This window comes from Zooshikella ganghwensis, assembly GCF_018263875.1.
Taxonomy (GTDB): Bacteria; Pseudomonadota; Gammaproteobacteria; order Pseudomonadales; family Zooshikellaceae; genus Zooshikella; species Zooshikella ganghwensis.
Genome location: NZ_JAEVHG010000007.1, coordinates 143,381 through 170,123, shown reverse-complemented (window position 1 = coordinate 170,123; position 26,743 = coordinate 143,381). Strand labels below are relative to the sequence as shown.

Sequence of the window (26,743 nt, the reverse complement as noted above, 5' to 3'; positions counted from 1 at the left end):
CACGCCCTTCACTAACCATTTTTATGCGCGTTAACTATAGTACTTACCTAATGGGCCAGCTTCATATATCCAACATAATCAGTATAATACCAAAATAAATGGCATATTTTAGGAGCTGTGTATTTTGGTTAGTTTTTCAGATGTTGCAACAGTTTATCAACGCCTAGGTATTAATCAGCATTCAGCGGGCGTTCAGCTTGTTAATTTCTATCGTTGGAAAGGCACTGAGTCAGTTATTGACCTTGGATGTGGTAATGGACAGCTTACTGCACTCACCTCAGAAAAAACAGCAGAAAAGGTTACTGGTATAGACCGCTCAACCAAAATGGTTAAAGTTGCTTCATCTAATTATCCTCATATACACTTTTCCTGTGCAGACCTTGAACAGTTACACCCTGACGCTTTCAATAAATATGATGTCGCATTTATGAACTCAGTGATGCACTGGTTCCAAAAACCACAAGAAACACTGAAAAAAATAAAATATTTACTTAACCCTAATGGTCACCTATTAGTACAAACACCATTAAAATCATGGTGCCCTCAACTAGAAACAATAATACAGCAAGTCTTTAACTGTAAGGAATTTATTCCCTTTGCTGAAGCTTATAATAATCCCTGGTTTCATCTCACTTCAGATCAAGCCTATCAGCATTTTTTTCAAAAATTTGGGTTCAACGTTACAAAAAGCCAAGTAGTTACTACAACAACACACGTTTCAGGTAATGAACAAATATGGGATGCGTTTATGTCTGGTCCTGCACAAGCTTTCTTTGCACAAAACAACTACTCATGTCAGTTACCCAAGGACTATGAACATCACTTCAAAAAGCAATTTAGCCGTATTACTGAACAAAACCAGATTGATCAATTGAATTACAATCGACTGATGATGAGTCTATTTTTATAATACTGATACTCATAGCGAATACCCCCTTCACTATGAGTAATGTGCTTATTTTCTTTACATTTAAAAAAGAATCATATCCACTCTTGGTGTTTAAACACTTTTTCCATCACAGATACTGGCATATTCCCTACACTCAAGAACGCTTGATGGAAAGCCTGGTCGATTTGTAGTGATGAGTTCAAGTGTTGGTGCTTTTTGGTAAACGCACTTTTTAGTGACCAAACCAGCTTGTTTCCTGTCAGATAGCTTAATGGATAGCCTCGTTCCATTGAATACCAATTGAGTTCCCCTTGCACTCGGCCACTGGTAAACCCAGTTACTTTTTGCAATAGCTCGCCTGCCAAAATAAAAGCATCATCACCCTGATAGTTCAGAGGAATACCCACATCTAAATATTTTTTATCTCCAGTCATAAAAAATAAATCAATCGCCACTCGAGCACCAATACGACAAATATCGTGTTTAGCAATAAAACGTGCTTCGTCAGTCAGCTCCCCCATATATCCCACATCCAGCATATAGTCCTCTAGCATGGTTGTCCAACCTTCGGCTTGATCACCTGTGAACATAATGCGTCGCATTTTTCGAGGGTGTATGGTACTGGTTGCTAACTGTAAATGATGACCGGGAATGCCTTCATGAATCATCATGACAGGAATACCAAGTAGCGTGTGTTCATCCAGCAAATCATCCCGTAGGGTAAGGTGAATCAAACTGGTACGGGTGCCCTCACGAAGGGGTAACGGTGAACGCATTGCACCTGCAGGAATAACAGGCTCTAAAAACTTAGGTGTTTGTTCTATCAGCATTCTCTGATCAGAAAAAACCGGAAACAAGTTTCGCTCATTAATAAACTTGATTATTTTCGAATTTTCATCTCTGTAAAAATCAATAATTTTACTGACAGGCTGCCCTTGCAACTTAACTTGAAATCGTTCATTTAAATAAGCGTGTAATTTTTCCGCTGTGGTATCATCTGGTAATTTATATTTACGTTTTAATATTTCTGTCAAAGACGCAATTTGCTGCCTGGTATCTGATAAAAAGTTTGCCGCAATTTTATGCAGTTCCTCAAAAGAGAGATTAATACCCCTATTTTTAACTACTTGCACAGCATCATTCATTGATAACGCTAACTGATCTGTCGTTTCTAAGGCTGCAAGTTTATTTTTATAACCCACTAACGCCTCTGCAGCAGTTTGAATATTCTGTTGTAACTGACTTAAACCAGCATACTCATTTTCTACGGCCCATGCTTCAATTGCAGAGAGCAATGTGGGCAGTGACTCAACCATCTCTAAATCAACTTGTCGCCAACGCGTAACAGGTTTCGTCAGGCGCTGTACCATAGCATCAAGAAATTCAGGCACATGAGACAATCGGGCATTGATATTATCCAAGCGCTCAGCGGGAGTTCGCGGATCATCCACAAACAAGGTGAAAATCCCGTCACAAATATCTGCACCCGCTGTTGGCTTTTGAACAAACTCAACGTCACCATTAATTTGTCGTTCATAACTGTGAATACAGCTTCTCAACGTCAGCTCTGCAAGTTCCAGATCTATGCATTGTTCAAAATCATTCGTCTTTGTTTTAATTTCCTTAAGTTTGTTTAATAATTCATTAGCCTTTTTCGCCCTGGCAATACCATATTGGCGTGAAGGATCAGGTAACTCATTCAGCTTATACGCTAAGCCAAGACCTAACGCCTGATTAGGATCATCGGCTAAAAAGTCAATTAAGGCATTTTCAAACTGCTCAAAGGTATCCATCAGGTTATCTCGCTTGTTTATTTATATATACCCTTCGTTATGGACATATACTACACTACTTACCTATTTTCCTTAAACCACCTATACTGACAACTCATCTACAGACAACTCACCTGATTAGTGCTTTATATTCCACAGAGGTCCTATTAACCCTTGGCCTGAAACCTTCATACGCATACAATATGTTGCTTAGATTAGGTTTTTCTGTTTAAAGGTCATCACAGTGGTAGAAAGCATTAAGAAAGTTGTAGATGTAGTAGTCATTGGTGCAGGCGCTGCAGGCTTAATGTGTGCTATCACTGCCGGTTATCGTGGAAGAAAGGTGTTAGTGCTGGATCATGCCAATAAGCCAGGTAAAAAAATACTGATGTCAGGTGGCGGTCGTTGCAACTTTACCCACTTGCATTCCACCCCCGCAAACTATTTATCCGCCAATCCACCTTTTTGTATTTCAGCCTTAAAACGCTATACACCACATCACTTTACTGAGTGGGTAGAGCGCCATGGTATTGAATACTTTGAAAAAACACCTGGCCAACTATTTTGTACAGAGAGCAGCAAAGCCATTCTCAACATGTTATTAACTGAGTGCGAATGGGCAGGTGCTGATATACGCCTTAAATGCAACATTGAAACTATTCAAGGAATTCCATCTCCGCAGTCCCCTTTCTCAGGCTTTATGATCTGTACTTCAATAGGCACAATTCAATGTGAATCACTGGTAATTGCCACAGGAGGCTTATCCATTCCGACAATGGGGTCTTCCCCCTTTGGCTATAAAGTCGCAGAACAATTTGGCCTAAATGTACTCCCCACACGAGCAGGTTTAGCGCCTTTTACCCTGCAGCCAGATGATCTTGCACGACTTGCACCCTTATCGGGCGTAAGCTGTCCTGTTGAGGTCAAACTCAACGGCCATGCGTTCAAAGAGCCTATGCTGTTTACCCACAGAGGACTCAGTGGCCCTGCTATGCTGCAAATTTCCAGTTTTTGGCAACCAGGACAAAATCTGCATATTAACTTGCTACCTGATACTAATGTTTTGGCAGAACTGAAAGCCTGGCGTCAACAGTCACCCAATAAGCGTATCGAAACCTACCTTACTACAAAACTGCCTAAACGACTGGCTCAAACATTTGTTGAATGGCATCAATGGGATCACACCTTTCAGCAGTGTAGCAACCAGCGTCTGAATGAAATAACTCAAGCCCTAAAGGATTGGACCATTAAACCTAATGGCACTGAAGGCTACCGTACCGCAGAAGTCACCTTAGGCGGCATTGATACTCACAGTCTCTCATCAAAAACCATGGCCGTAAAAGATATACCCAACCTCTTTTTTATTGGTGAAGTGGTTGATGTGACCGGTCATTTAGGGGGCCATAATTTTCAGTGGGCGTGGGCATCAGGGTTTGCGGCAGGGAATGAGGCTTGATTAAAATACAACAGGCGTTCACTTAATAATGATTTAGGTAGAACAAAAAGCTGGAGTTGCAATGGTTTAATAAGTTTATAAAACAAGTTGTAGCTCTATCACAAACATTGAATTGCATAAAACATGAGTCGTTTACAACAGAGCTACACTCTCTACGTTAATTATAAAAGATCAAAACTATGATTAACGATTAATCTGATTTCATCCCGGTCTTGATCATCGTAGCTGGTTCTAAGTGATGCCATTCTAAGCTTGAATTGTAAGCCTTTTAGCGAACCACTTTGCAGGGTATAACGTGCTTCGATATCTCTCTCTGACTCTTCTCCTCGTTTAGATTCACCACTAATACCCAATGCGGCTTGCGAGATACTGGAGTCTAAATCAATGTTATCTCCTTTAATATAGCGCGTCATAAAACTTAGTCCTGGGAGACCCACACCACTAAAATCATAATCAAACCGCACTTGCCAGCTACGCTCATCTTCATGATTAAAGTCATAAAGCTGAGCTGAATTAGCAAGGAAAATCGAATCAGAGTCAGCAATATAATCGTACATCGAATCACCGGTAATGATTTGATAGGCGACAGTAATGCCTGCTCCACCTTTACTTAGTTTAACACTTGCGCTACTGGCCTTATTATCTCGATCAGTGTAGTCAGGATCAGTTGGGTTACCGTCATTGATGGTGCGATAGTGAACCAAATCCATGCTTAACGCGACATCATCTGCTAATGAAAACTGCTGATTATAGTTGTAATAAAACTGTTTCCAGATGTCATTGTATTTTGAGGCATGAAAACTAATACTCGCGCTATCGCTTAAACTATAATCAAAACCCACAAAGCTAAAGCTATCTGAATCTCCATTAAAACCATATTCTGTTGTTTTAAAAGACTCAAAATTGCTGCTGGCTTTATTCTTAACTTCAGTAAATCGCCCGCCACTGATTGTTAAATCATTTACATCAGTCGATTGAATACTGATACCTTTAAAAGACTGCGGTTGAGCACGTGAATCACCATAATAAAAAAGTGGTGATGTAGTGAGCTGGCGTCCCCACTTTATTTCAGTATTTGCATATTTTGCTTTAAGCAGAGCGACGCCAAGAGAAGCATAACTGTTCGCATTACCATCATCATCCGTCACTAACAAACCTGTTCCTGAAGTTCCCTTACCAGAATCCAGCTTAGTGGTAGTAAAAACGGATGCATCAACACCGAATACATCAGCCCAATAGCCCGATTTATAGTTAACAAAGAATGATTGCGCCCATTCTTCCCGATAACTTTGCCCTTCGTCGTTATGACGAAAATCACGGTTAAAATAATAATTACGTAGTTGTAAGTTTAACTTTGAATCTTCAATAAAGGTATCAGCAGTTACTCCAGTTATCGTAAATAACTGTGTTACACAGAGTGTTGTGCAGAATAGACATTTGTTCAACTCAGATACTCCAGATATCTATTATAGATTTCAGCTTCTTGGCGATTGCTTTAATACTTCTGTTTTTTATGGGGATAATAATACGCCGTGAATCCTTCTCTTGCACAAACAGTTTAACGTATATTATTCAGCCATTGTTTGCCATTGGCGCAGAACGAAATACCACAGAAGTTCGTTGACTAATATGTTTAGAGGTGCCCCTATGCTTACATATTGAACATAAGGATATAAGCCAATACAAAGGGTGACATACAATACTAGCAGTATATCAGCTTTCCTTACTCACGTTAAATGCTTTAGAGACACAACAATTTTTATAAGAATAAAGTGTGATCACCTTAAGAACTTCGCTAAAAAAAGCCCCTATCACTATTTTTATAGATGCCGATAAGTGTTTAGCTTACCTCTTATTTTTCAGCTTAATATCATCTTTCCACTTGTCTGCAATATAGTCAATCAAGTGACGTACTACTGGCATCTGATAACTGCGGGATAAATAAACAGCCCATAGATAGCTACTGGGTATATGATAATCTAACATCAATGGAATAAGTTGATTTGATTGGCAGTATGGGTTAGCCAAATCACAGGTTAAACGAATAATACCCCGACCACGAACGGCTGAGCTGACAAGCAGGCTGAGATCATTCGCTTGAATATTACCATTCACCGGAACTGAATAGCTTTTATTATCTTTAACAAAATCCCAATGCTGTTTCCCCAAGTGAATTAAACAATTATGCTGACTAAGTTCATTTGGGTGAGCAGGAATACCATGCTGTTGTAGATAAGCAGGAGCAGCACAAATCACTGTGTCAATAGACATCAACCGCCGTGCAATAAGATTCTCGGCGGGTTGCACTGTAAAACGTAATGCGATATCTACCCTTTCATCCACTAATAATGAAAGGTGGTCAGATAATAATAAATCGACACTGACAGCAGGATGAATGTGGGTGAATTCTTCAACAACATTAAGCAGCAAACAATGTGCTAAACCAATTGGAGTGGCAATTCGAATTGATCCCGATAATGACTCTGTCAACGTTTGCGCCTTCATTTCCATTTCTGTCATTTCGCTTAACATTCGCTCACAATGCAACAAAGCATCTTCACCTGCCGAAGTCAGGCTGACTCTCCGTGTTGTACGGTGTAATAAGCGTTGATTTAGCCATGACTCTACTTCCTTCACATGCCTGGACACTTGTAATCGACTTAACGCCAACTGGTTAGCAGCCTGAGTGAAGCTACCTGTTTTAGCCACTTCAACAAAGCTACGTATTGCTATTAATCGGTCCATTTCAGCTTATTAGCAACCTATTTAGATACAATATGTATCATATTAGATTATTTGTTACCTAAATAGTATCTATTAAACTGCAGTCATTCTTAACCAAGTTTCGCCAAGGAGAAACACTATGAAAGTTGCAGTATTAGGTGCATCAGGCTGGGTGGGGAGCCACATCGTAAAAGAAGCCAAACAACGAGGCCATGAAGTTGTTGCCCTGGTCCGCGACCCAAGCAAAACCAACTTCAGAGATGTTGAGGTTCATCCACTCAATGTCACTAACCTTGATGATAATAGCCTGAAAAAGGCCTTAAATGGGGTAAACGTCTTGATTTCTGCTATTGGCGGAAGAGCTGCAGGTAATCATAAAATAGTGGCAAGTACCGCAGTAAAATTACTGACAACATTGCCAAAAATTGGTGTTGAACGTCTCCTTTGGGTTGGTGGTGCAGGTAGTTTGGAAGTAGCACCTGGTACGCCCCTTGTCAGCACACCAAATTTTCCTGATGCGTATAAGGCAGAAGCAATCGCACAAAGTGAGGCTTTAGATGTTTTCCGTAATAGTGCCAGTTCTTTAAATTGGACATTTATCAGCCCAGCAGCCGAGTTATTTCCTGGCGATAAAGAAGCACCTTATCGCATTGGAGGTGATGCACTTTTGGTCGACACACAAGGTAATAGTCGTATTTCTGTCAGTGACTACGCGGTAGCTATGATTGATGAGCTTGAAGCAGGTAAATACCCCCGTCAACGAATAAGTGTCGCCTACTAATTAAGGACAGCATAACGTCCTTTAAAAAAGCTATAAATCCTTTGTTATAGGTATATTCATTTGGAAAAACGACGCAAAAGCAAAAATAACAGACACCATTAAGAAAATAGTTATTTTGTTTTTTTAAAAGCACCTAGGGTCTGTTAACAGGCCCTAATAAAAGACTATTAAATGTTTAAACCATAAGAATGAATAAAAAAACGCAAGGAGGTGTTATTTTGATAATCGCTCGACTCTTTAAGTATAAAAAAGAAACAATAAGCTAATACTCAGTTACAGAACGCAACAGAATAAGTCTATCACACTGTAAAATATGAGAATTAGCAATACGCATTGATTTACCGCGACTCGTAAAATACCTACTCTAGTGCTTGATGATCTAGGGATGTGTATGCTATTTGCTCAATACTACGTTGATGGTAAACAACATGAAGTCATTCAAAAAGGTTTTCCTAAACGGAATGCCTTAAAATATCGTTATTTTTATAATGAAAAAGAATGTCGTGATTATATTCAAGATGTTCTAAAAAAATCATGGTATGCCAAAGAAAGTTTATTAAAACTCCCATTATTGAGCCATTGCGATTCTCAAGAATCACTTGAAAACACCTTTGTTAAACTGGTCATGGAAAAAAAACTTGAGGTAACCCTTGATAGATGCCTGCCATGGTCAGACCACGATATGTACAAAAAGATATTGTGCTACCTAAGCCACCCCCCGTCCCCGAACCCAAAGGCGAAAACTTAGATTTTAAAATTGTGGTGGAAGTTGCTGGTAATAATATCAGTGATGGGCAACGCTTAAGTTTAAGTAAAGACAGTCAGGGACGTGAGTTGTTACAAAATCCTCAGACGGTCACCGGAGAACCCACCAAACATCGAAGCTTAGTATCGTTTAAAAAAATACCAGAAGATCCACGCAGCATATTTTTGCAAGTCGCCATGAAAGGAGAACCTCCTCTGCGCTTAAAGCTGCTGGATAATGCAGCTACTGTTGATGAAAAACAGGAAAAAGAATGCTGGGAGCATATCCTTATTCCCCTGAAGCCACTGGGCTATATCACTGATGCACTACGACGGGATCAAACTGATATCTTACCTGATGGCGGTTGGGTCTATGTTTTCTGGAAAGGTAAGCTATGGCGTGAGCTAAAAGTCATTAAAGGCGTCAACTTTCGTGATGTTCGCGTTGAGTATTATAGAAACCAGCGCCATGGACAGATAATCAAAGTGGATGGTGACTTACGCCCCGCATTAGGTTTACAACTAAACACGATTTGGGTGCCTTATAAACTCAATGGTGAAGTTCAACAAGCCGCAAATGGTGTCTATTTATTGTTCAGTATAACGCAGTGGAGCTGGGATAAAATCAGTGAGTTTGAAAGTGACACAACAAAGTTACAACAAGAAGCAACATCGGTTGACCAACTCACAAGCTACGAGCAAGAGCAGCACTTTGATTATCCAACAGGGGCAGTTGGCCCTATTGCTAAGGCTCTGACCAACCAAACAAAAACAGAAGAAGAACAGGAGTTAGATGAACAAGCCATCCCTCGCATCAGCAAGCATCCAAAACTGCTAGACCGACAGCGCAACACTAAAATACCAGCTGTTTACTTAAAAGCGATCGATAAACGATTAATTATGCACTTTGAAACAGACTGTCATGCCCCCATTGATCGTAACGACCTTTTTGAGTTACGTACCAACAATGGTTCATGGCAGCATGCCTCAAAACCAACATTAAAAACGGCAGAAGCCGTTGATGGCACCCAAAAACAATGGATTGAGCTTATTTTTCATGATGTACCTGAAGGACAAAAACTTAATTTACAGCAAACCAGTCGGGTAGAAAACGAAACGCCCTTTATTATTATCAAAGAAAAAACCTACGAAGAATTACATCGCTCTGCACCCAAAATGCCTATGTAGTCATGTCACTCTACTTTTTTGTAGGTTTAATCAGAACCTGTTCTTTGGCTAGATCAGGTTCCTCACAGTGTTCAAGTATCTTTGCTCGTACGGTGTCACGCAGGCATACCACTGCTGCAAAATCACTACCTTTGGGCATAACAGGATCACCAAAATGAACCGTAATACGTCCTTGCCTTGGAAACCATTGCCCACCTCGTAAAATTGTGCGAGTACCGCGAAGGGTTAGAGGTATTACTGGAAAACCTTCCTGGGCAGCCACCTGAAATGGACCCAAGTGAAATGCAAGCAGGCCTGGCATTCTTGTCAGTGTCCCCTCTGGAAAAGACATTATACGCTGCCCCTCTCGTGCAACCAGGCTCTGTCGCTTAGTATCTTCCACACCACCTGCTGCCTGAGTTCGGTGCGCAAATAATGCACCTAAACGACGTAATGCCGGTCCCGCAAAAATATGTCCGGACAATTCAGCTTTAGCAACAAAGGTAATTTCACCAGGTATTACTGCAGTTATAACCAGTGCATCCAAGTAACTTGAGTGATTTGCAACCAAAACCACCCTTTCACTGGGTACTCTTTCCTTTGTAAGCTCAAAGCAATCTTTAGGCCGGGCTGTATCTCCAACCAAAGAGTCATCCCTAACAAGTTCAAGGGGAATACCTACCAGGCGGAAAAACAAGCGGCTGGCGATATGTACAACTCTGTGCCGCCAGCGGCGCCTGGGCAATACCATGACCAGCCCCCAAACCAAGCTAGACATCACACCAAGAACACCCCACCAATAGCCCGCGTAAGATAGTGCCATGAGTCGCAAGTTTATCCGTCTGATCCGACTACCAAAACTTGATAGCGTTAATGCCACCAACTGCAACCAAAGTTGTTTTGGCTTTGCAGCCAAAGCGCCTGCCTCAAACAGAGCCTTGGTCGCTGCTCGGCGAATCTTACCACTTGAGGTTTTGGGGATAGCACGAGGGGGAACAAACTTGATGATGTCCAGCGGAACATCAAGGGATGCCGAACAAACTTCTGTAATCTTATTACTCAGCTCTGTCAAAGCCGGACTCTCTGTTAGTCGAGTCTCAACCACCAGCACGAGCTGCTCTGTGCCTGACTGGGAGTCTGTACTTGCGATCGCAGCCACACACCCTTTGCGTACGCCCGGTAGTTGACCCACCAGCTCTTCAATTTCATGAGGATAAATATTTCGGCCTGCCTTAATAATAATATCCTTGACTCGCCCAGTGATATAAACATCACCGTGGCCAATATAGGCTAAATCTCCAGTTTCTAGCCACTCCCCTGAAAACAGTGCTGCCGTTTTGGCTTGATCCCTGAAATACCCTGCTGTTGCTGAAGGTCCTTTAAACTGAAGCCTGCCCTGCATTCGTTCAGGCAACTCATGACCTGCATCGTCCAAAATCCTTATCTGGTGTCCAGTTAAAGGTCGCCCACAGGCCACTATACTGAGTGGCGTTGGGTCATCCGGTGCTGCGGGAATTACCGCACCCCGACGAGCAAGGGCTACCCGATCAATATGGTCAATCACAGGACCACGCCCTACAGGAGGAAATGCCAGCCCAACCGAATTTTCAGCCAATCCATAAACGGGTGTCATTACCTCAGGCTTAAACCCATAACACGCAAAACGCTTGCTAAAGCGATCAATGGTTAAGGGGCTCACGGGTTCTGCACCATTAATCATTAAGCGCAGTGAACTCAGATCGACCCCCGTCATATCTTCGTCCCGAACATTTTTACAGCATAATTCAAAGGCGAAATTCGGCGCCACTGACAACGTACCACGTACACGAGAAATTGCGCGCAACCAGCGCGATGGGTCAGCAAGAAAAGCCAAGGGCGGCATAATGAAAACAAATACACCAAAGTACAAAGATCCAAGCCAGGCACCAATTAACCCCATGTCATGATAAAGCGGCAACCAGCTTACAAACACATCAGTCGAATTAACCTCCAAAGCCTCTCCCATCCCACGAATATTAGCCAGTAAATTGGCATGTGATAACACTACTCCTTTAGGATCACCCGTACTACCAGAGGTAAACTGGATAAGTGCCGTCGCCTTAGGATCAGCAGGCACTGGCATTTCAATATGACCAAAGGCTTTTAGGTCAATAACCGCTTTGATATCGCGAAGACTTGAGACTAAACCAAATAACAATACCCCGACCTGATGTAATTCATCTCCTACAATAAGGATGGTTGCCTCAGCTCTTTTCAAAATTCCTGCTTGCCGGCGCAAATGGTCTTCAACCTGAGACTGGCGTAATGGCGGGTAAAGCGGCACAGGGACACCACCCGCATACAAAATGCCAAAAAAAACTTCGAAAAAATCAGGCTTCGTGACCAGCATAACGGCTACCCTATCCCCAGGTTCCAGGCCATGCTCTAACAGCCCCTGGGCAATGGTCAGAGCAGCCTGGTGCAATGCGCCATAGGTTAAAGGTTGCTCTTCAGCATCATTTTGCCAAACTTTCAGGTGGCATCGTTCAGGATGGGTTGCCGCATGAAAACACAGGACCTCAACAAGTGTGGATGCTGTTACAGGCTCTTCAATTTTTGGCAAACGGGTTTGACTTACTAATGAATCACTGGCCTGCTCCAGTTTTCCCTTTGGTTTAGCCAGTTGCAAGGCATCTAACAGGTCTTGCAATGTTGTGGCGGTGCTGAGCAGTTCCTCCGGCAAATGCACCTTAAAAGCCCGGTCTAATCGCACCAGCAGCTCTGCTCTCCCCAAGCTATCAAGGCCCAAGTCACTATCCAGATCACTCTTCAAGGTGACATGTTGTAAACGGCCCAAGTGTGGATGTAACTCCTCTGCCAGCTCACAGGCGATTTGAACTAATAACCGCGCTATGTCATCACTCAAATCGTCTTGCCAGTCATGTTTTTTAGAGTCTGCTTCGCTCGCCATTCCACTCGTTCAACCCTGTTTAATACATACCTACAGTGTAACCCCCCTCTTCAATCACGCACCTAAATCATACAATTTTTTAAGTTTAGAGATGCCCTTAATTTATTCGTATTTATAAATGAGGAGGCTTGGTTACCACATCCTTGCGGCAAACCGTTAGAGAATGGATTAATCTGCCGTATTTTCAATTTTTTATTTTAAAACAACTGGACAGTCGGTATTATCCCTTATCAGCTGGCTTGCATTTTAGATTTTTTCACTATTTTGCTTATGAGTACTTAGGTATTTCTAATAATAAAAATTCTTGGGGTGAACACGGTTTGACGCGTTGCTTAATTTCGGCAACTAATCAAAGGAGTTAATATGTCAGCACTAAGTAAAAAAATAAGTAAAACGTTTTCCTTTATTGGCCAATGCTTTACCTTTTTATTAGTACCTTATTCTGGAGTATTTGCAGACACAATGACAGTGGGAAGTAATTCTGGCAGTGATAGTTTGAGTTTCAATGGAAATACAGCAACTGTATCAGTACCAGATGTAGATGCTCAATATCGTTCTTATACACTATCAACCACTGAAAATCTTAGAGACAATATCCCAGCCACTAATTCATTGACTATTAATGAAGACAATAGTGATATTATCATCCGCAGTGGTGACTTGCTTTTTGATGCGCTATTTTCCTTGGCGCTTCATGAAAATGACGAAAACTCAGTCTCAGAAATTTCTGACAATGCTTATAATCAAGGAAATCCCATTCAAGCACCTCCTGGCGGTTACTTCGAGACTGGCCGAAAATGGACTTATGTTTGGACCAGAGATACGGCTTATGCCGTCGATTTAGGATTAGCGCTTATTGATCCTATACGATCTCGTAACTCTTTGGCGTTTAAGTTATCTGATCGCCGTGATGTCAGTGGCGCACCGGAAATTATTCAAGATACTGGGACGGGAGGGTCCTGGCCGCTTTCCACCGATCGAGTAATCTGGGCTATTGGTGCTCGAGAAGTTTTACGACAGTTAACAGGTTCTGCAAGAACACATTTCCGTAACACAGCATATACAGCAATGGTTAACACTATTGCATCAGATCGTTTAGTGGTATTCGATCCTAAAGATGGTTTATATACTGGAGAGCAGTCATTCTTAGACTGGCGAGAACAAAGCTATGCTTCATGGACTGCAAAAGATACTGTTCATATTGGCATGAGTAAATCACTCTCCACTAATGTCGCCCACTTTATTATATTAGAATTGGCGGCTGACTTAGCCTCAGAAAAAGAATTAACCCATGAAGCTACTCAATACCAAACCTGGGCTAATGATTTAAAAACGGCTATTAATGCTAATTTCTGGTTAACCGATAAAGGATTATATGCAGGCCTGATTGGCTCTCCACTCGATTCATCTGCCATAGAAAAATATGATCTATTAGGCTTATCTTTGGCGATTATTTCGGGCGTTGCTGACCAAGCAAAAGCTGAGCAAATTATGGCTAACTACCCTCATTCAGAAGTGGGGCCTCCCGTTATTTGGCCTCAGCAACCCTTTACCCCAATCTATCATAACCGAGGAATCTGGCCATTTGTGACTGCTTATTCATTACGTGCAGCTAAAGTAGCACATAATGATTCAGTGATTACACATAATGTGATGTCTTTAATTAATGGCTCCGCCATTAATTTATCGAATATGGAAAACTTCGAATTTATCAGCCTGGGTAATTATGTTGAGGATGGAGAATACAGCGGTCCCGTCATCAACTCACAACGACAGCTCTGGTCAGTAGCAGCCTACATAAGCATGACCTTAGATATCATCTTTGGTATGGAAACTGATGAGTCAGGCATTCGCTTTTTACCCTTCATCACCAAAGATCTTCGTACTAACTTGTTCAGCAATTCCTCTCGTTTAGCACTGTCAAATCTGAACTATAAAGGAAAAACAATTAATGTGCTTATTAAGCTTCCAGATACTGACGGTTTAACGGGTGGGTATTATGACATCCAGTCGATTCAGCTCAATGGGTCAACTATTAGCACTGATTTTGTCAGTGAGTCTGCCCTTCAATCCAGTAATGTTTTTGAAATTACACTAACCCAAGGACCAACGCGCTCTAAACCTATGACCATTGTCAAAGACACGGGTGATTGGCGAGAATTCTTTGCGCCCCGAGAACCCAGTATAACGTCAGTGACAGCGTCTAGTGGATTATTAACCGTTAACTTTACTGCCAATGGTGAAACATCAGTTGTTTTTAATATCTATCGAAATGGTACCAAAGTAGCCAGCGGTATTAATACAACATCTTGGACTGACCCAAATTCATCAAATTATCATAATGAGGTCTATCTCTATTCAGTAGAAGCAGAATTTACCCGCTCTGGGCATGTATCCCATCATAGTCGTGCTCAAGGTTTTTGGCCTGCTAATACAGTTGAAAGCATTACCTTTGGTGACGCAAGATTAGTTTCTTTGGATGGTGCTTCTAGTGAGCTGAACCATGGAAGATGGCATTATAATAATTGGGGAAAACCCCACGAAGTTCTTGAAGTACAGAATTTCAACCCAATTCGTAGTGGAAATTATTCTCTACAGGTTATTTATGCCAATGCCATGGGTCCTGTTAATACAGGTGTTACTGCCAGTGTTAAACGCATTGAAATTTTCAATAGCGCAAATGTTAAGATTCATGAAGATGTGGTTTATATGCCCCATTTACCTGATTGGCAAACATGGAGTGAGTCTTCTTTAATCAATGAAGTATTCTTAAATGACAGTGAAGTTTACCAAATTCGAATTTCAGATTACCGAAACATGTCTTACTTTGAACACAACAGACTCTATAATCTAGCCCCGGGCCAGAGTGAAAATCCCATAAATAATAGAGCAAACATTGAGGGTATAAAGTTATTATTTTTGAATAATATACCCAATACGAATGGTTTTTAGGTGCGGCCATCGAGTGACGAAGCCCCATGAGCCTATATTAATAGGTGATTGGGGTGAGGAGTGAAGATAACAAAACCTAGAAATCATTCGTGAAGGTTATAACTGAACTCTACCTATAACCTTTAAATAGTTAATACAGGCTGCGCTAGTTTAGGCAGCCTTTTTCACCCCCCCTTTACAAGAAATAAAATATTAAAGCTGCTCAAATTGGCAATATTTAATAAAATAAGACAACCACCTTGACAGTCAAGAGCACTAATTTGATAAATACTCACTAAAAAACGCTAACCAATCATCTCAGCCACACCATAACCATATGATTTTAAAATAGTTTTTTGAAAAAATAATTTTCAAGATCAAAGACTAATTAATCTTTAATCATAAGACTAGCAAATTCATTATAATGCCTTTAGGATGTGTCAATTTTTGCCGCACAATCAGTAAAATTGACAAATATCAATTTTATTTTCCATTATTTTTTATTCTGCTGTAGAACATTAAAGATTGTGCCACAAAAATTAGAAAACACGACATCGACATTGACAAACTTCATGCATAACACCACCCTTCATTTTCTGGGTTTTGGTTTTTCAATCTGAAATACCTTTCAAACGTATTCAAACTGTGAAGCACGTAAAATAATTATTTCCAAGAGGAGAAATATTGATATGTGTAGCGGTATTGTAAAACTTTCAAGAAATACGGAAAATGCGCCAAAAAGTTCTCTATTTACACAAACTGTAGCTTTTTCCCATTACAATAATATTTCAGCGCAATTACCTGTCGATGCTAATACCGGCAAAATCGTAACTGGTGGCATAAAAGAGCAGGCTGCTCAGTGTTTGCTCAATATTAAAGCCATTGTAGAAAGCATCGACCATGCTATGTCCGATGTAGTTAGGATCAATGTATACCTTAAAAACATTACTGATATTGACGCTGTTGACGAAGTTTATGCAACATTCTTCCAAAGCTATCTTCCTACCCGGACAGTACTTGCCGTTGCAGCTTTACCTATGAACGATGCATTGGTACAAATGGATGCCGTTATTACCAATGGTGAAGGCTCAGGCACACAAGCACCTTGCGATCTCGTAAAAATTGTAAGAAACACAGAAAATGCGCCAAAAAGTTCTATATCGACACAAACTGTCGCTTTTTCACATTACAACCATGTTTCTGCTCAACTACCTATCGACCCTAAAACAGGTAATATCGTAGCTGGCGGTGCGAAAGAGCAAGCTGCACAGTGCCTGAAAAATATCAAGGGAATTTTAGAAGGTATTGACGTTCCTTTTGACGATATTGTTAAAATCAATATTCATCTCAGAAACCTCTCAGATATTGAAGTTGTCAACGAAGTTTATACAACATTTTTCCCAGACTCTGCTATCGCTAGAACCTTAGGCTATGTTCCTGCTCGCTCAGTCGTGGTTGTTGAAGGTTTACCTATGGATGCTTTGGTACAAATTGATGCCACTGTATCTCACGGAGATGGCACACCACCACAAGCGGTTGAAGACAGACATGGTATCGTCATTAGGCCAAATAACTCCGAAAATGCGCCTAAATGTCCTGTTTCTACGCAAACTGTAGCCTTTTCGCATTATAATAATATTTCAGCTCAATTACCTATAACCCCAAAAACAGGTAAAATTGTCTCTGGTGCAGTAAAAGAGCAGGCAAAGCAGTGCTTAGACAATATCAAAGCCATTGTCGAAAGTGTTAATCATGTTATGGACGATATCGTTAAAATCAATATCCAGCTTAAAAATATTACGGATATTGATGCTGTAAGCGAAGTTTACTCAACATTCTTTAATGACGATCTTCCTGCATTAACAACCATTGGCGTTTCAGCTATTCCTATGGATGCTTTGGTACAAATTGATGCCATTGTTTCTAACGGTGAAGGAACACCTCCACAGGCATAGTATTAATATTAAGTTAGGGCCTGTTCTGCCCTAACCCCATCGATACATAAAGCCTTACATCACTGGCAGCAAAAAGCATATCGAGAAACAAACAATGCTTTTTGCTGCTTGTGTGCATACAACAATTATGTGTTTATTTTAAATACGAACCATAATGCTGCCCATGCTGCGCCGAGACTTGGGAAGCTTTGCGTTGTAATCTTCTTGAGAGTGATGATAGCCAATAGCTAAGGCCAGATCACAATGATAGCCATTAAGCTCTTCTTTAAACTCCTCATTAACTAACTCAATATCAATACCTTCCATCGGAGTAGAATCAATTCTGAGGCGTGCTAAAGTGTGTAGCGTATTACCAAGCGCTATGTAGGTTTGTGCTTTTGTCCAGTTGCCATTATACCCGTTTTTATCTGTGTTAAGTTCAGCAAACATGAAACCACCAAATGCACTCTCCCTATTTTCTGGCTTGGTGCGTTGATCAACTATGCCATTATCCACTACCTCAGCATAATCTTCTCGCGAGTAGCGTGGGTTATGGGCAAAAAGAATAATATGCGAGCTGTCAAAAACATGAGGCTGATTAAAATGATATTTATTGGCAAATGTTTTATTCATACGCGCTTTCGCGGCATCACTTTCAACCACAACGAATTTCCATGGTTGTGAGTTTATAGAGGATGCCGAGAGACGCATGGCCTCAAAAAGTACATCAAGATCCTTTTTTGGAATCTTTTTGTTTGGGTCATATTTTTTGGTTGTGTATCTCCAGCGAAGGTCTTCAATAATTGGATTGTTCATGGATCATTCCTAACTACATATATGGTTGCTGTGAACGTGCCGACAGAATACACTGTACTTATAAACTATGTAAGTACGCACATTATTGATACATAGTATCCTTTTATATACTAATGGATTTCTCAATGGCTCACACAAACTATAACTGTAATCCTGGTTGCCCAGTTGAGGCTGCTTTAGAAGTCATTGGAGGAAAGTGGAAAGGCGTAATTCTTTACCACCTGCTATCAGAAACTATGCGTTTTAACGAATTACGCCGTGTAATGCCCGAAGTAACACAGAGAATGCTGACAAAACAACTACGGGAGCTTGAAGCAGATAATTTAATTGCAAGGAAAGTTTACCCTGAGGTCCCCCCAAAAGTTGAGTATTCTATGACTGAGTACGGTAAAACATTAACCCCTGTTATTCATTCACTGCAACAGTGGGGTTCTCGACATTTGGAGCAGGCAACACAACTCTCACTTGACACATGACATCGATTATTATTGGGATGGGTTAAGCAAACAGTGTATTCGAACCCTGTTTGCACGTTTAAAACGACTTTGGCTGCTATCGTTAGCTTAACAAACCAGCCCTACTAAAAATCCATCATTTTGGGTATATACCCTTCACGAATCATTTTTAGGGTTTGTTGTCAGCACTCTTCACCCCAGTCACTTATTAATATAAGCTCCGGGGGCTTCATCGCTTGACGGCCGCCCCTAAAAACCCTTCGTCTTGGGTATAGCTTTCCAGAAAATTAACTTGGTGTAACATTATTTAAAACCAAGCACTAATAATGTAGTACTATTAATTTTTATAGCACTAAATAAAATTAGAGAATACTGTAAGAAAGGCTTGGCTTGCAGCTGATTATTAATAGATTTTTGGTTTTATACCATATTGACTAAAAATAGCTAAATCCTCACCTTTTTCCTGCATTGAAATAATACTATGAGCCAGTTGCGTTGATAACTGATCAGCTCGAGGAGATTTTCGGGAAACCACCAAATAAAAAGTTTTAAATCTTCCCGGGAATTCAATATAGTCAATATTATCTGAAAGGTTTATAGTGCCCAGTTTATTTTGCCCTAAAACAGGCTCTATACTGCTTGGTAAAAAATCACAATTTCCCGCACTTAACACATTCATGGCTTTATCAAAGTTTATATAATTATTGAACAGACCTTCATGAAGGTTAAAAGGATTATAATTGTAACCAAGAATACCACACAAACGAAATTGTGATAAATCAGTAGTATTTTTTAATGTAAGGGCTTTTTCACTGAGGTGTTTGCTTGAGAAAAATGCTCCCAGCTGGGTTCGATAAATCGCAACGCTGTAAAAAAACTTCTCTGCTCTTGATGGCTTATAACTAACATCCCAGGTAATTTCACACACCTTCCGTTTAGGGTATCGCTCCAATTCTTTAAGTACACGCTTCCAGGGCATAAGTCTGATTTTATAGTCATAGCCGGCTTTTTTTATTGCTTGATAGATAAGCTCCGTAGCAGCACCAGTTAATTGTCTAGGCTCAACAATAGTGTTATTGGCTCGTTTAAAAACAGTATAGGGTGGCCACTCATTTTCAGAGCCTTGACAAAGTTTTACCGGAGAAGAAGCCATAATGCTTGAACTATATTGGAAATAAATAGTTGCAATAAAGGTTATTATATGAGTATTTACTTTCATTGGGTTAGCTAACACAAGTCACGATACCCTTTGAGAAAGACGTTGTTATACTCCTGCAGCACTTGACCGTCGACGCTACAAAAACTCCTGTAATTTCATCACTCATCAATAGCTTAGCCTGAAATTACGCTGTTTTGGGCTATATATCAAGGATGCAGGATCTGCGAAGAAAGTATAGACCAGATCAATAAGTCATGAATTTCAAGCAATTTGCAATCACAGTATTTTCTGTTTGTCCAACGGCTACATAACGCCCCTCAAACACGCCGTGAATCCTTCCCTGGAGGCTTGGTTGCCGCGTCCTTGCGGCAAACAGTTTGATGTGCGTTATCCAGCCGTTGGCTGTCGTGGGTATACATCGAAGTACAACAAATGTTCATTTAAAAGCAATTGGGGTACTCCTCTTCCTTCAACAACATCATCCAAAGCAAAAAGTTGGCAAAACGACGGGTAAGGTTGTTTGCGGAGCAACTGCTGGGAGCAGTGTGAGTGGCAGAGGCCATGGATGGCCTTCTGACACGGGCGGAGAAAATTGCCTTATTCGTCGTGTTTTCCCCTTATACCCTTCATGAAGTGCTTTGGGTATTGAGCATTTAACATTACGTTATTCATCTGTTACAGAATAAAAACAATATAAACAATACTGTTAAGGATACCCCCACAGTTTGAGAGGTCTGTAAACGCATTGGCACAACTCACGTCGTACAATAGTCACAGTTTAAAAGCGTTCCCAACAGTACAGATCAACACAGCGGAATCCGTATGAATAAGTTTCTCACTGTATTTGCCTTAGCAGCCTCAGTATTGTTGGTAGGTTGCCAACAAGAAGAGTCATCACAGCCTGCCAACCAGGACAAGAAAACTGAGCAAACAGCATCACAACAAAAGAAAAGTAAGTGGGGCTATGAACTTGCGGATGAAGTCTGGCAAGACACCAAAAGCTATGGTAGTCCGCGTATGGCATTTATCTGGACAGATCCACCACATGCTACTGAAAAAACTCGATTTGGGGATGAGATATGGAGCACAAAGCTTGATCATACCGATTTAAAGCGTCGTGTACCCTATGAGGCTATAGGCGGTATTATCCGCACTCAAAAAACTTCACCTGATGGCCGTTACACCGTGTATGCTGTTTCGATTAATAGTCGGTATGAGAAGCGTTTATACGATATCAAGACCAAGACCATGAAGATTTTAAGCCATGGTGGTGTCATTCCCTCATTTGAATGGAGTAGTGATAGCAAAAGTATTTATTACAATGAAGCCGGTGACTTTAAGCACTACCATATTCCAACCGCAAAACTGAATATTCTCAGTGATAAATACGGTGAACGCGGTAATGCCTTTTTGGTAATTGATAATGACACCAAAATTGTATTTTTCCGTTCAAACAAAATGCATGTAAGAGATTTAAAAACTGGTAATCTTTTGTTTGAACGAGAGTATGACAGAATTAGCGAAAGGTCTGTTATAAGAACAGCAACAGGCGATAAAATACACTTCAAAGGTGCATTTGGTCATAAAATAGTCGATACAACTAAGCCCAATTACCCAGAAATTAACTCATTCTCAACTGATGCAATCTTTCCCAAAGCCTTTGACCCTTTTGATGCAAGCCATTTATGGGTAGCAGCATTAGGTATTTACGACATAAAAACAAATAAACTTATAGATATTGATTTAACCAACTACCATAAATTAAAAGATGTTGGGCTAAATACTTCTCAAACAACCCTTTACAACTTTTAATCTATTATTCAGGTAAATCATGGCTCACGAAGTATTTAAGCTACCAACGCTGTATCTGGTATCTGCCGATTTTGACACGAATGGCAACATCATCAAAAACACGTTGCAACCTATCCCTGATACTTTATTTGTTACGAGACGTACCTCTGCAAAAACGAATCAAGACGAAACTGTATTATGGACAACAAATCATCAAGGCTATGTTAATTTAGTTCGAAATACTTTTATACAAGGCTCTAGAGAGGGCCGCTTATTTGAGCATAACCAAAAAATACATATCTTTTTCCCTAATCCACGCGTCATCAGCAATATCTATTGTGAGTATGGCGAAAAAGACTTTATTCCTGAATTACAGAAGCTAGTAACAGAGGATAAATTACAGCAACCCGGTCGCTCCAATCAAGTTACCATACTGTGTAATTTACCTAAAAAAGAGTATATGCGAGAACCTGATGATGTTGATGAGGATTGGTATACAGAATGGTACGAGTCAGTTGGGGACGATTATGAAGTCAAGGCAATCGTTGTCCCTAAAGTAGAAGTGCTTATTATTTCATTTTCAGAGAAACTTTTTAATGATGTAGAAGTACAACTATGGCCTCACGGAACAGAACGTAAAGACGGCAACAGGGTCTTTGCTAAATACGGTGGTGATAACTTAAAAAAACCCTCTTCACTTATTATCAATACACAGCGCAAACAAAAGATACAAGAAGGCTTGTATAATATTCGGGTCACTCTATCATTAGATGCCAGAGATGAGATTAAAAGATCACAAAAAAAACACGCTTTCCAAGTAGATGATAAAGGTTTTTTCTACTACGAACTCAAAGAAAACATTGCCTTTGCCTATAAAACCCCTACCGCTGATTTCTGCTTAATTAATGGTGATCCGATTCATCTGGAAGAGGCCATGCTAAAGCAATTTCCAGATATTTTAAAAGATGTGGTTAAAGCGACCCGTGATTTAGCTCAGGGTGAAGGCGGTGAAACTGATGTTCCTGCCGGCTTAAATGCCTATATGCATGATATTAACGTGCGTCATGATTATTCCCAAAAAGTTGCCCAAATTGCCACCGTTAAGCCTGAAGAACTGATTAAGGGATTCAATGGCAAGTCTCGAATTAGTGCAGCTAAAGATATTCTTCACCAGTTTTTAGTAGATGAACAATATCATCATACCTCACTGGTCATGCATATTGCACTGGAAAGTCAAAGTTTACTAGGCAATTATGATACGCTCAAAAAAGCCTATGAGCTAAAGAAAAAGTATGATCATTTTACAGGTCAAATGGATGACTTCATCCGCCTAGCAGCAAACCCCGAGCTTAGTGCTGGTGCACAAAACGTTTTGAAACGTTTGGCAGGCAACTTAGATGCAAAAAGGATGGACTTAAATGAGCTACGCAAAGCCTTTGATGTAAAAGGCTGGTTTAATCCTCGTAACCCTCAAGCCCTTGAGGCGGCAAAAAAAGAATATGCTATTTTAGCTAAGCTGGGGATTCCACCTAGACTCTTGTATGCAGGCATGCGAGCGATGGCGGCCTGGGGTGTGTTTTCTGGTCTTTTTGATGTTTATGAAGAATATAAGCTCTTAAGTAAAGCCAAAAAACAAGCGAGAAAAACCGTCGAAGACTACCAAACTTGTGTCTTAGAATATAAAAAAGCCATTGCAGAAGCCGGTGATCCTGACGTCCATAAAGCAGAACAACAGTTAAAACTAATTGCCGCAAAAACCAAAAGTAATCTCCCTGTTAAGCGTATTTTTAAAGGCGGCCTTATTGAACTTCGCGCCAATATTCGCTTTGGCCTGGATCAATACACGACAAATGATATCCCCGTTGCTGATATTGTTGAGCTTGTGAACAGTCAATCGAAAGCCAAGCTCTCCTTACACGGGCACGCCTGCCCCTTAGGCAGTGATCATTATAATATGATTTTGTCTAAAAAGCGGGTGGAGAATATTAAGAAAGCCTTTGAAAATGAGGGCATCCAGCTTAAGAAAGTCAAAACCGACTTTTGTGGCGAATCTTACCCGTTAAATAACAAAAAAGGTGGGATTGACTACGAAGAAAGTCGTCGGGTTGAAATCTGTGTTGCCTTTCCCGATGCAGAGTTTATTTTTCGACCTTCTCGGGAAGCCATGCAAGTCTTAGAAAAACACCGCTTTGCCCAAGTAAATAGCGCGATGGGATTAGAAGAGCAACAACAAAAAATGCTGATGGCGGTGTTTAATGCTGGTGTCGGAATGGCTGCATTAATCCCACAATATGCCGTGGTTGCCACCGCTATCCTGGTGCTGCCAACAGCGGCTAAAAGCGCCATGACCCTTGCCGAATACGTTGACCGCACCGCGTTTGACTCTATACTCAGTTACTGGCTCGCACATAAGCGTTTAGAGCATCAACTCGATAAGCGTTCAAAATTCAATCAACGGGGTATTGATGCCAGCCCCGACCCTAGCGATAAAAAAGATTATATAAAATATTTAAATAACCAATACCGTATTCGTGCTGAAATTCTGACTGCGTTATTAAAACTGCTGATGCGTGCATCTTACCGTTATGGCAAGCAGCGTGGTGGGGTTTTTACTCAACCGAAAACAGCATCAGATCAAGACCTTGCTGATCAGTGTTTAAAAGCGCTTCGTATTAAAGAGTTTATTGAGTTTTTTGTCCTAAATCCCGAAACCTGGCATTACCCGCACCTGGTCAACTTCGGTTATAACCTGGACCAATTTTGGATGGACTGTCTGGATATGAAAGATGTATGGACAGCTGAAAGCTGGCAACAACAGTCGAATACCTATTTTGAAAAACACCCACTGGTCCAGCGCATTACGGAGTCTATCCAACGAGTACAAAGTGGTGCATACCCTTATTACAGTGTTAAACAAATGGAAGGCGGTGCATTGTTAACGCCAATGCAAGGCAAGCCCAGTGATGTGTGCAGTAAGTTTTTTATTCCCTGTACCTTTCAACAATGTTTTCCAATACACGCCATTAACAGTGAAAATCTCAGCGTTTTAATGCACAACTTTGATTTAAACTACGCCAAGCTCAATAACGATATCTATAAATTTACCGCGATGTATGTACGGCCCTATGGGGTATTACCGTCGGATAGAGGGGCGGATAGGCCCTGGGTGATGATGGAAGAGTACCTGAAAACCCATGATGGCATTTCACCGTTAGATCAAGTGCGTATCATCGTCGTGCTGTATAAAGATGATGAGTACGCCGAACTCAGCCGGCGTACAGGCGTACGTTTAGAGCGACCTTTACCCATTACCCTCAAGCCCCGTCGAATTATGTGGGGCAGTGATTGCACAGGACCGGCTTATACGGATGTATGCTTACCCCTGGCAGAAGATAATTTACTGGAAAATGAAAAAGAATTTGAAGGCTATTATGGGGTCGTGCTGTTTCCTCGCTTCCAATTTGGGGCATACGTCTTCCCTGGAACCAAGCCGATGTCCAGGGATTTAGCGCTTAAATTTCATGATAAAAACCAGTGGAAACAACATCACCGACTGGAACTGAGTTATACCTACGACATTTGTGTTGGCGATAATAAAGACAGTCAGCGTCAAATTCGTATTGAAGGTAATGACCATGAAAATAACAAGCCGATCAATCGACTCACAGGCTCAGGTCCTTATCAAATGAGCGAGGCGGATAAGCAAAAATACCTGCATAAACGGCCAATATTCCGCACTGACTTTACACTGGTGTTAGATAAAGAGCGCAAACACCAGTTAAGCCATCGTCAGGCCAGTAATAATAAAGGTTTTTTTGCAGAAAAAGATCTCTTCGACGAAGAGTTAATGAAAAGCCATGAAAAAAAGTTTGAATACGGCAAGTTATTTGATGGCGAAGTCGCTGCCGCCACGTTATTTAAAACCGGTGAAAATGGCCATTTTACATTATCCTCTACCTATAATAAAAAACAGCCCTTTGACTGGCGAAAGCGTTGCTATGTAGGCACAGTAGTACTGTCTAGTAAAACGCATAAAGAAAATTACGAACGACATAATCGCTCTTGGCATGCGATTCCCTACTCACTGAGTCAAACTGAAAAGGAGACAAAAACAATAGGCGCTGAAATGCAAGGCACATTATTCTATGCTGGCACACTAAAGGTGAAGTTTAAGCATCATTACCGTCCTAAAGATCATGTGTATGGTGCTGCTTACAGTGAACCCATGACCCTGGACAATACTACATGGCGTGTCGAAAACAAAGCAGCCTTTCCAGAAATTAATTCACGACGCTATCTGCCCTCATTATTGACCCTGTTTGAAAGCCAACAAGAAAAAGATCGTAAACAGGTTTTCGAAATGATCAAAAAATCCCAGGGCAAAAAAGGCGCTTATATTTATGACGATGACCGTGAATACGATATTTATCTATCAGTGATCCCCCTGAAATACCACGCGGCCACGGGTAAAACCATTGAGGGATTGCGACCTATGGGTAAAGTGGATAATCAATATTGGGAGAAAGTCGTTAAAGATATCCCTATTATTGGCGGTGTTTTGGATGAAGTGAAACTCATTAAAAACGGCTTATTTGATGATATGTGCATACAATTCAACCAGCTTAAAACCATCAGTAACTCTGGTTTTAATGGCGATGATAGTAAATTAGTAGGCAAAGGCTGCAAAATTAAAATTGATAAATTACCCATTTCATTAAATCCCAAACAATCTCCATGGCTGGAAGACCCTGCCCCAGACGAATTAGCGTCAGCTATCGAGCTGGTCAATACCGTCATTAAAGAAAAGCAGTATATCGAAAAACCAGGTAAGCTCCCAATCGTTAAACAAGAAAATGTCAAAGTAAACTTAAATTGGAAAGAAATGTGGCTGCTTTGCAAGCGCCTCGATCACGATAATAAAAACAATAATTACAAGTTACTTCAACTCGATGAGTGGCTGAAAAGTGCCAATCCTTCTGATGCTCAGACAGATGGGTTCAAGATAATTAACTAAAACTATTACTTCATTGTTTTACCATATGAGGAGTGCTAGTGCTTTAAAAGCAATCATTCCTCATTTATTTATGTGTAATTTTTGCCTTGCTCAAAACTCGCATGTGGAGTAGTTAAGTCTATACTCATTAGTTATTAAGTTTCCTTGTATAAACAGAGTA

General features: G+C 40.8%; 16 protein-coding genes. 10 read left to right on the top strand and 6 right to left on the bottom strand.

Features of this window, described 5'->3' with window-relative positions:
• Positions 1–124 precede the first annotated feature (124 nt).
• Positions 125–910: a class I SAM-dependent methyltransferase gene (locus KHS79_RS12305; protein ID WP_212719344.1), complete on the top strand. Its 786-nt coding sequence runs from the start codon at positions 125–127 to the stop codon at positions 908–910.
• A gap of 71 nt (positions 911–981) precedes the next feature.
• Here KHS79_RS12305 and KHS79_RS12300 read toward each other — a convergent pair whose 3' ends face one another.
• Positions 982–2,682, bottom strand: coding sequence for a DUF885 family protein (locus KHS79_RS12300; protein ID WP_212719342.1), 1,701 nt, complete (start codon positions 2,680–2,682; stop codon positions 982–984).
• Positions 2,683–2,968: 286 nt separating this feature from the next.
• Between KHS79_RS12300 and KHS79_RS12295 the strand changes: the two genes are divergently transcribed.
• A complete protein-coding gene (locus KHS79_RS12295) occupies positions 2,969–4,117 on the top strand; it encodes a BaiN/RdsA family NAD(P)/FAD-dependent oxidoreductase (RefSeq protein WP_233468406.1) in 1,149 nt (382 codons plus the stop codon).
• 161 nt (positions 4,118–4,278) lie between these two features.
• Here the strand turns inward: KHS79_RS12295 and KHS79_RS12290 are convergent, their stop codons facing one another.
• Positions 4,279–5,562, bottom strand: coding sequence for an OprD family porin (locus KHS79_RS12290; RefSeq protein WP_212719340.1), 1,284 nt, complete (start codon positions 5,560–5,562; stop codon positions 4,279–4,281).
• Positions 5,563–5,962: 400 nt separating this feature from the next.
• Positions 5,963–6,862, bottom strand: a complete 900-nt coding sequence (locus KHS79_RS12285; protein ID WP_212719337.1) for a LysR family transcriptional regulator — start codon at positions 6,860–6,862, stop codon at positions 5,963–5,965.
• Between the two features lie 118 nt (positions 6,863–6,980).
• Here KHS79_RS12285 and KHS79_RS12280 point away from each other — a divergent pair, with 118 nt between their 5' ends.
• Together KHS79_RS12280 and KHS79_RS12275 are read left to right on the top strand one after the other, a co-directional pair.
• A complete protein-coding gene (locus KHS79_RS12280; RefSeq protein WP_212719334.1) occupies positions 6,981–7,622 on the top strand; it encodes an NAD(P)-dependent oxidoreductase in 642 nt (213 codons plus the stop codon).
• A 666-nt stretch (positions 7,623–8,288) separates the two neighbouring features.
• A complete protein-coding gene (locus KHS79_RS12275; RefSeq protein ID WP_212719331.1) occupies positions 8,289–9,554 on the top strand; it encodes a hypothetical protein in 1,266 nt (421 codons plus the stop codon).
• 10 nt (positions 9,555–9,564) lie between these two features.
• Here KHS79_RS12275 and KHS79_RS12270 read toward each other — a convergent pair whose 3' ends face one another.
• Positions 9,565–12,483 (bottom strand): AMP-binding protein, encoded by a 2,919-nt coding sequence (locus tag KHS79_RS12270; RefSeq protein WP_212719328.1) that lies wholly within the window; start codon positions 12,481–12,483, stop codon positions 9,565–9,567.
• Positions 12,484–12,846: 363 nt separating this feature from the next.
• Here KHS79_RS12270 and KHS79_RS12265 point away from each other — a divergent pair, with 363 nt between their 5' ends.
• Positions 12,847–15,435, top strand: a complete 2,589-nt coding sequence (locus KHS79_RS12265) for a glucosidase family protein (RefSeq protein ID WP_212719325.1) — start codon at positions 12,847–12,849, stop codon at positions 15,433–15,435.
• Between the two features lie 668 nt (positions 15,436–16,103).
• A complete protein-coding gene (locus tag KHS79_RS12260) occupies positions 16,104–17,369 on the top strand; it encodes a RidA family protein (RefSeq protein ID WP_212719323.1) in 1,266 nt (421 codons plus the stop codon).
• Between the two features lie 138 nt (positions 17,370–17,507).
• On the opposite strand, the gene KHS79_RS12255 is transcribed toward KHS79_RS12260, so the two are convergent.
• Positions 17,508–18,164 carry an NAD(P)H-dependent oxidoreductase gene (locus tag KHS79_RS12255; protein ID WP_027710142.1) on the bottom strand — a complete coding sequence of 219 codons (657 nt, stop codon included), beginning with the start codon at positions 18,162–18,164 and terminating at the stop codon, positions 17,508–17,510.
• Between the two features lie 125 nt (positions 18,165–18,289).
• Here KHS79_RS12255 and KHS79_RS12250 point away from each other — a divergent pair, with 125 nt between their 5' ends.
• Positions 18,290–18,640 carry a winged helix-turn-helix transcriptional regulator gene (locus KHS79_RS12250; protein WP_212719320.1) on the top strand — a complete coding sequence of 117 codons (351 nt, stop codon included), beginning with the start codon at positions 18,290–18,292 and terminating at the stop codon, positions 18,638–18,640.
• Positions 18,641–19,022: 382 nt separating this feature from the next.
• Here KHS79_RS12250 and KHS79_RS12245 read toward each other — a convergent pair whose 3' ends face one another.
• Entirely contained in the window at positions 19,023–19,853 is an 831-nt protein-coding gene (locus KHS79_RS12245) for a substrate-binding periplasmic protein (protein ID WP_212719317.1), read from the bottom strand.
• 305 nt (positions 19,854–20,158) lie between these two features.
• On the opposite strand from KHS79_RS12245, the gene KHS79_RS12240 reads away from it, so the two are divergent.
• From KHS79_RS12240 to KHS79_RS12230, 3 genes are all read left to right on the top strand, one after another.
• On the top strand, positions 20,159–20,410 hold the full coding sequence (locus KHS79_RS12240) for a hypothetical protein (RefSeq protein WP_212719314.1): 252 nt from the start codon (positions 20,159–20,161) through the stop codon (positions 20,408–20,410).
• 190 nt (positions 20,411–20,600) lie between these two features.
• Positions 20,601–21,590, top strand: a complete 990-nt coding sequence (locus tag KHS79_RS12235) for a TolB family protein (RefSeq protein ID WP_212719311.1) — start codon at positions 20,601–20,603, stop codon at positions 21,588–21,590.
• Positions 21,591–21,609: 19 nt separating this feature from the next.
• Positions 21,610–26,583: an OmpA family protein gene (locus KHS79_RS12230; protein ID WP_212719308.1), complete on the top strand. Its 4,974-nt coding sequence runs from the start codon at positions 21,610–21,612 to the stop codon at positions 26,581–26,583.
• The last annotated feature ends 160 nt before the right edge of the window (positions 26,584–26,743 follow it).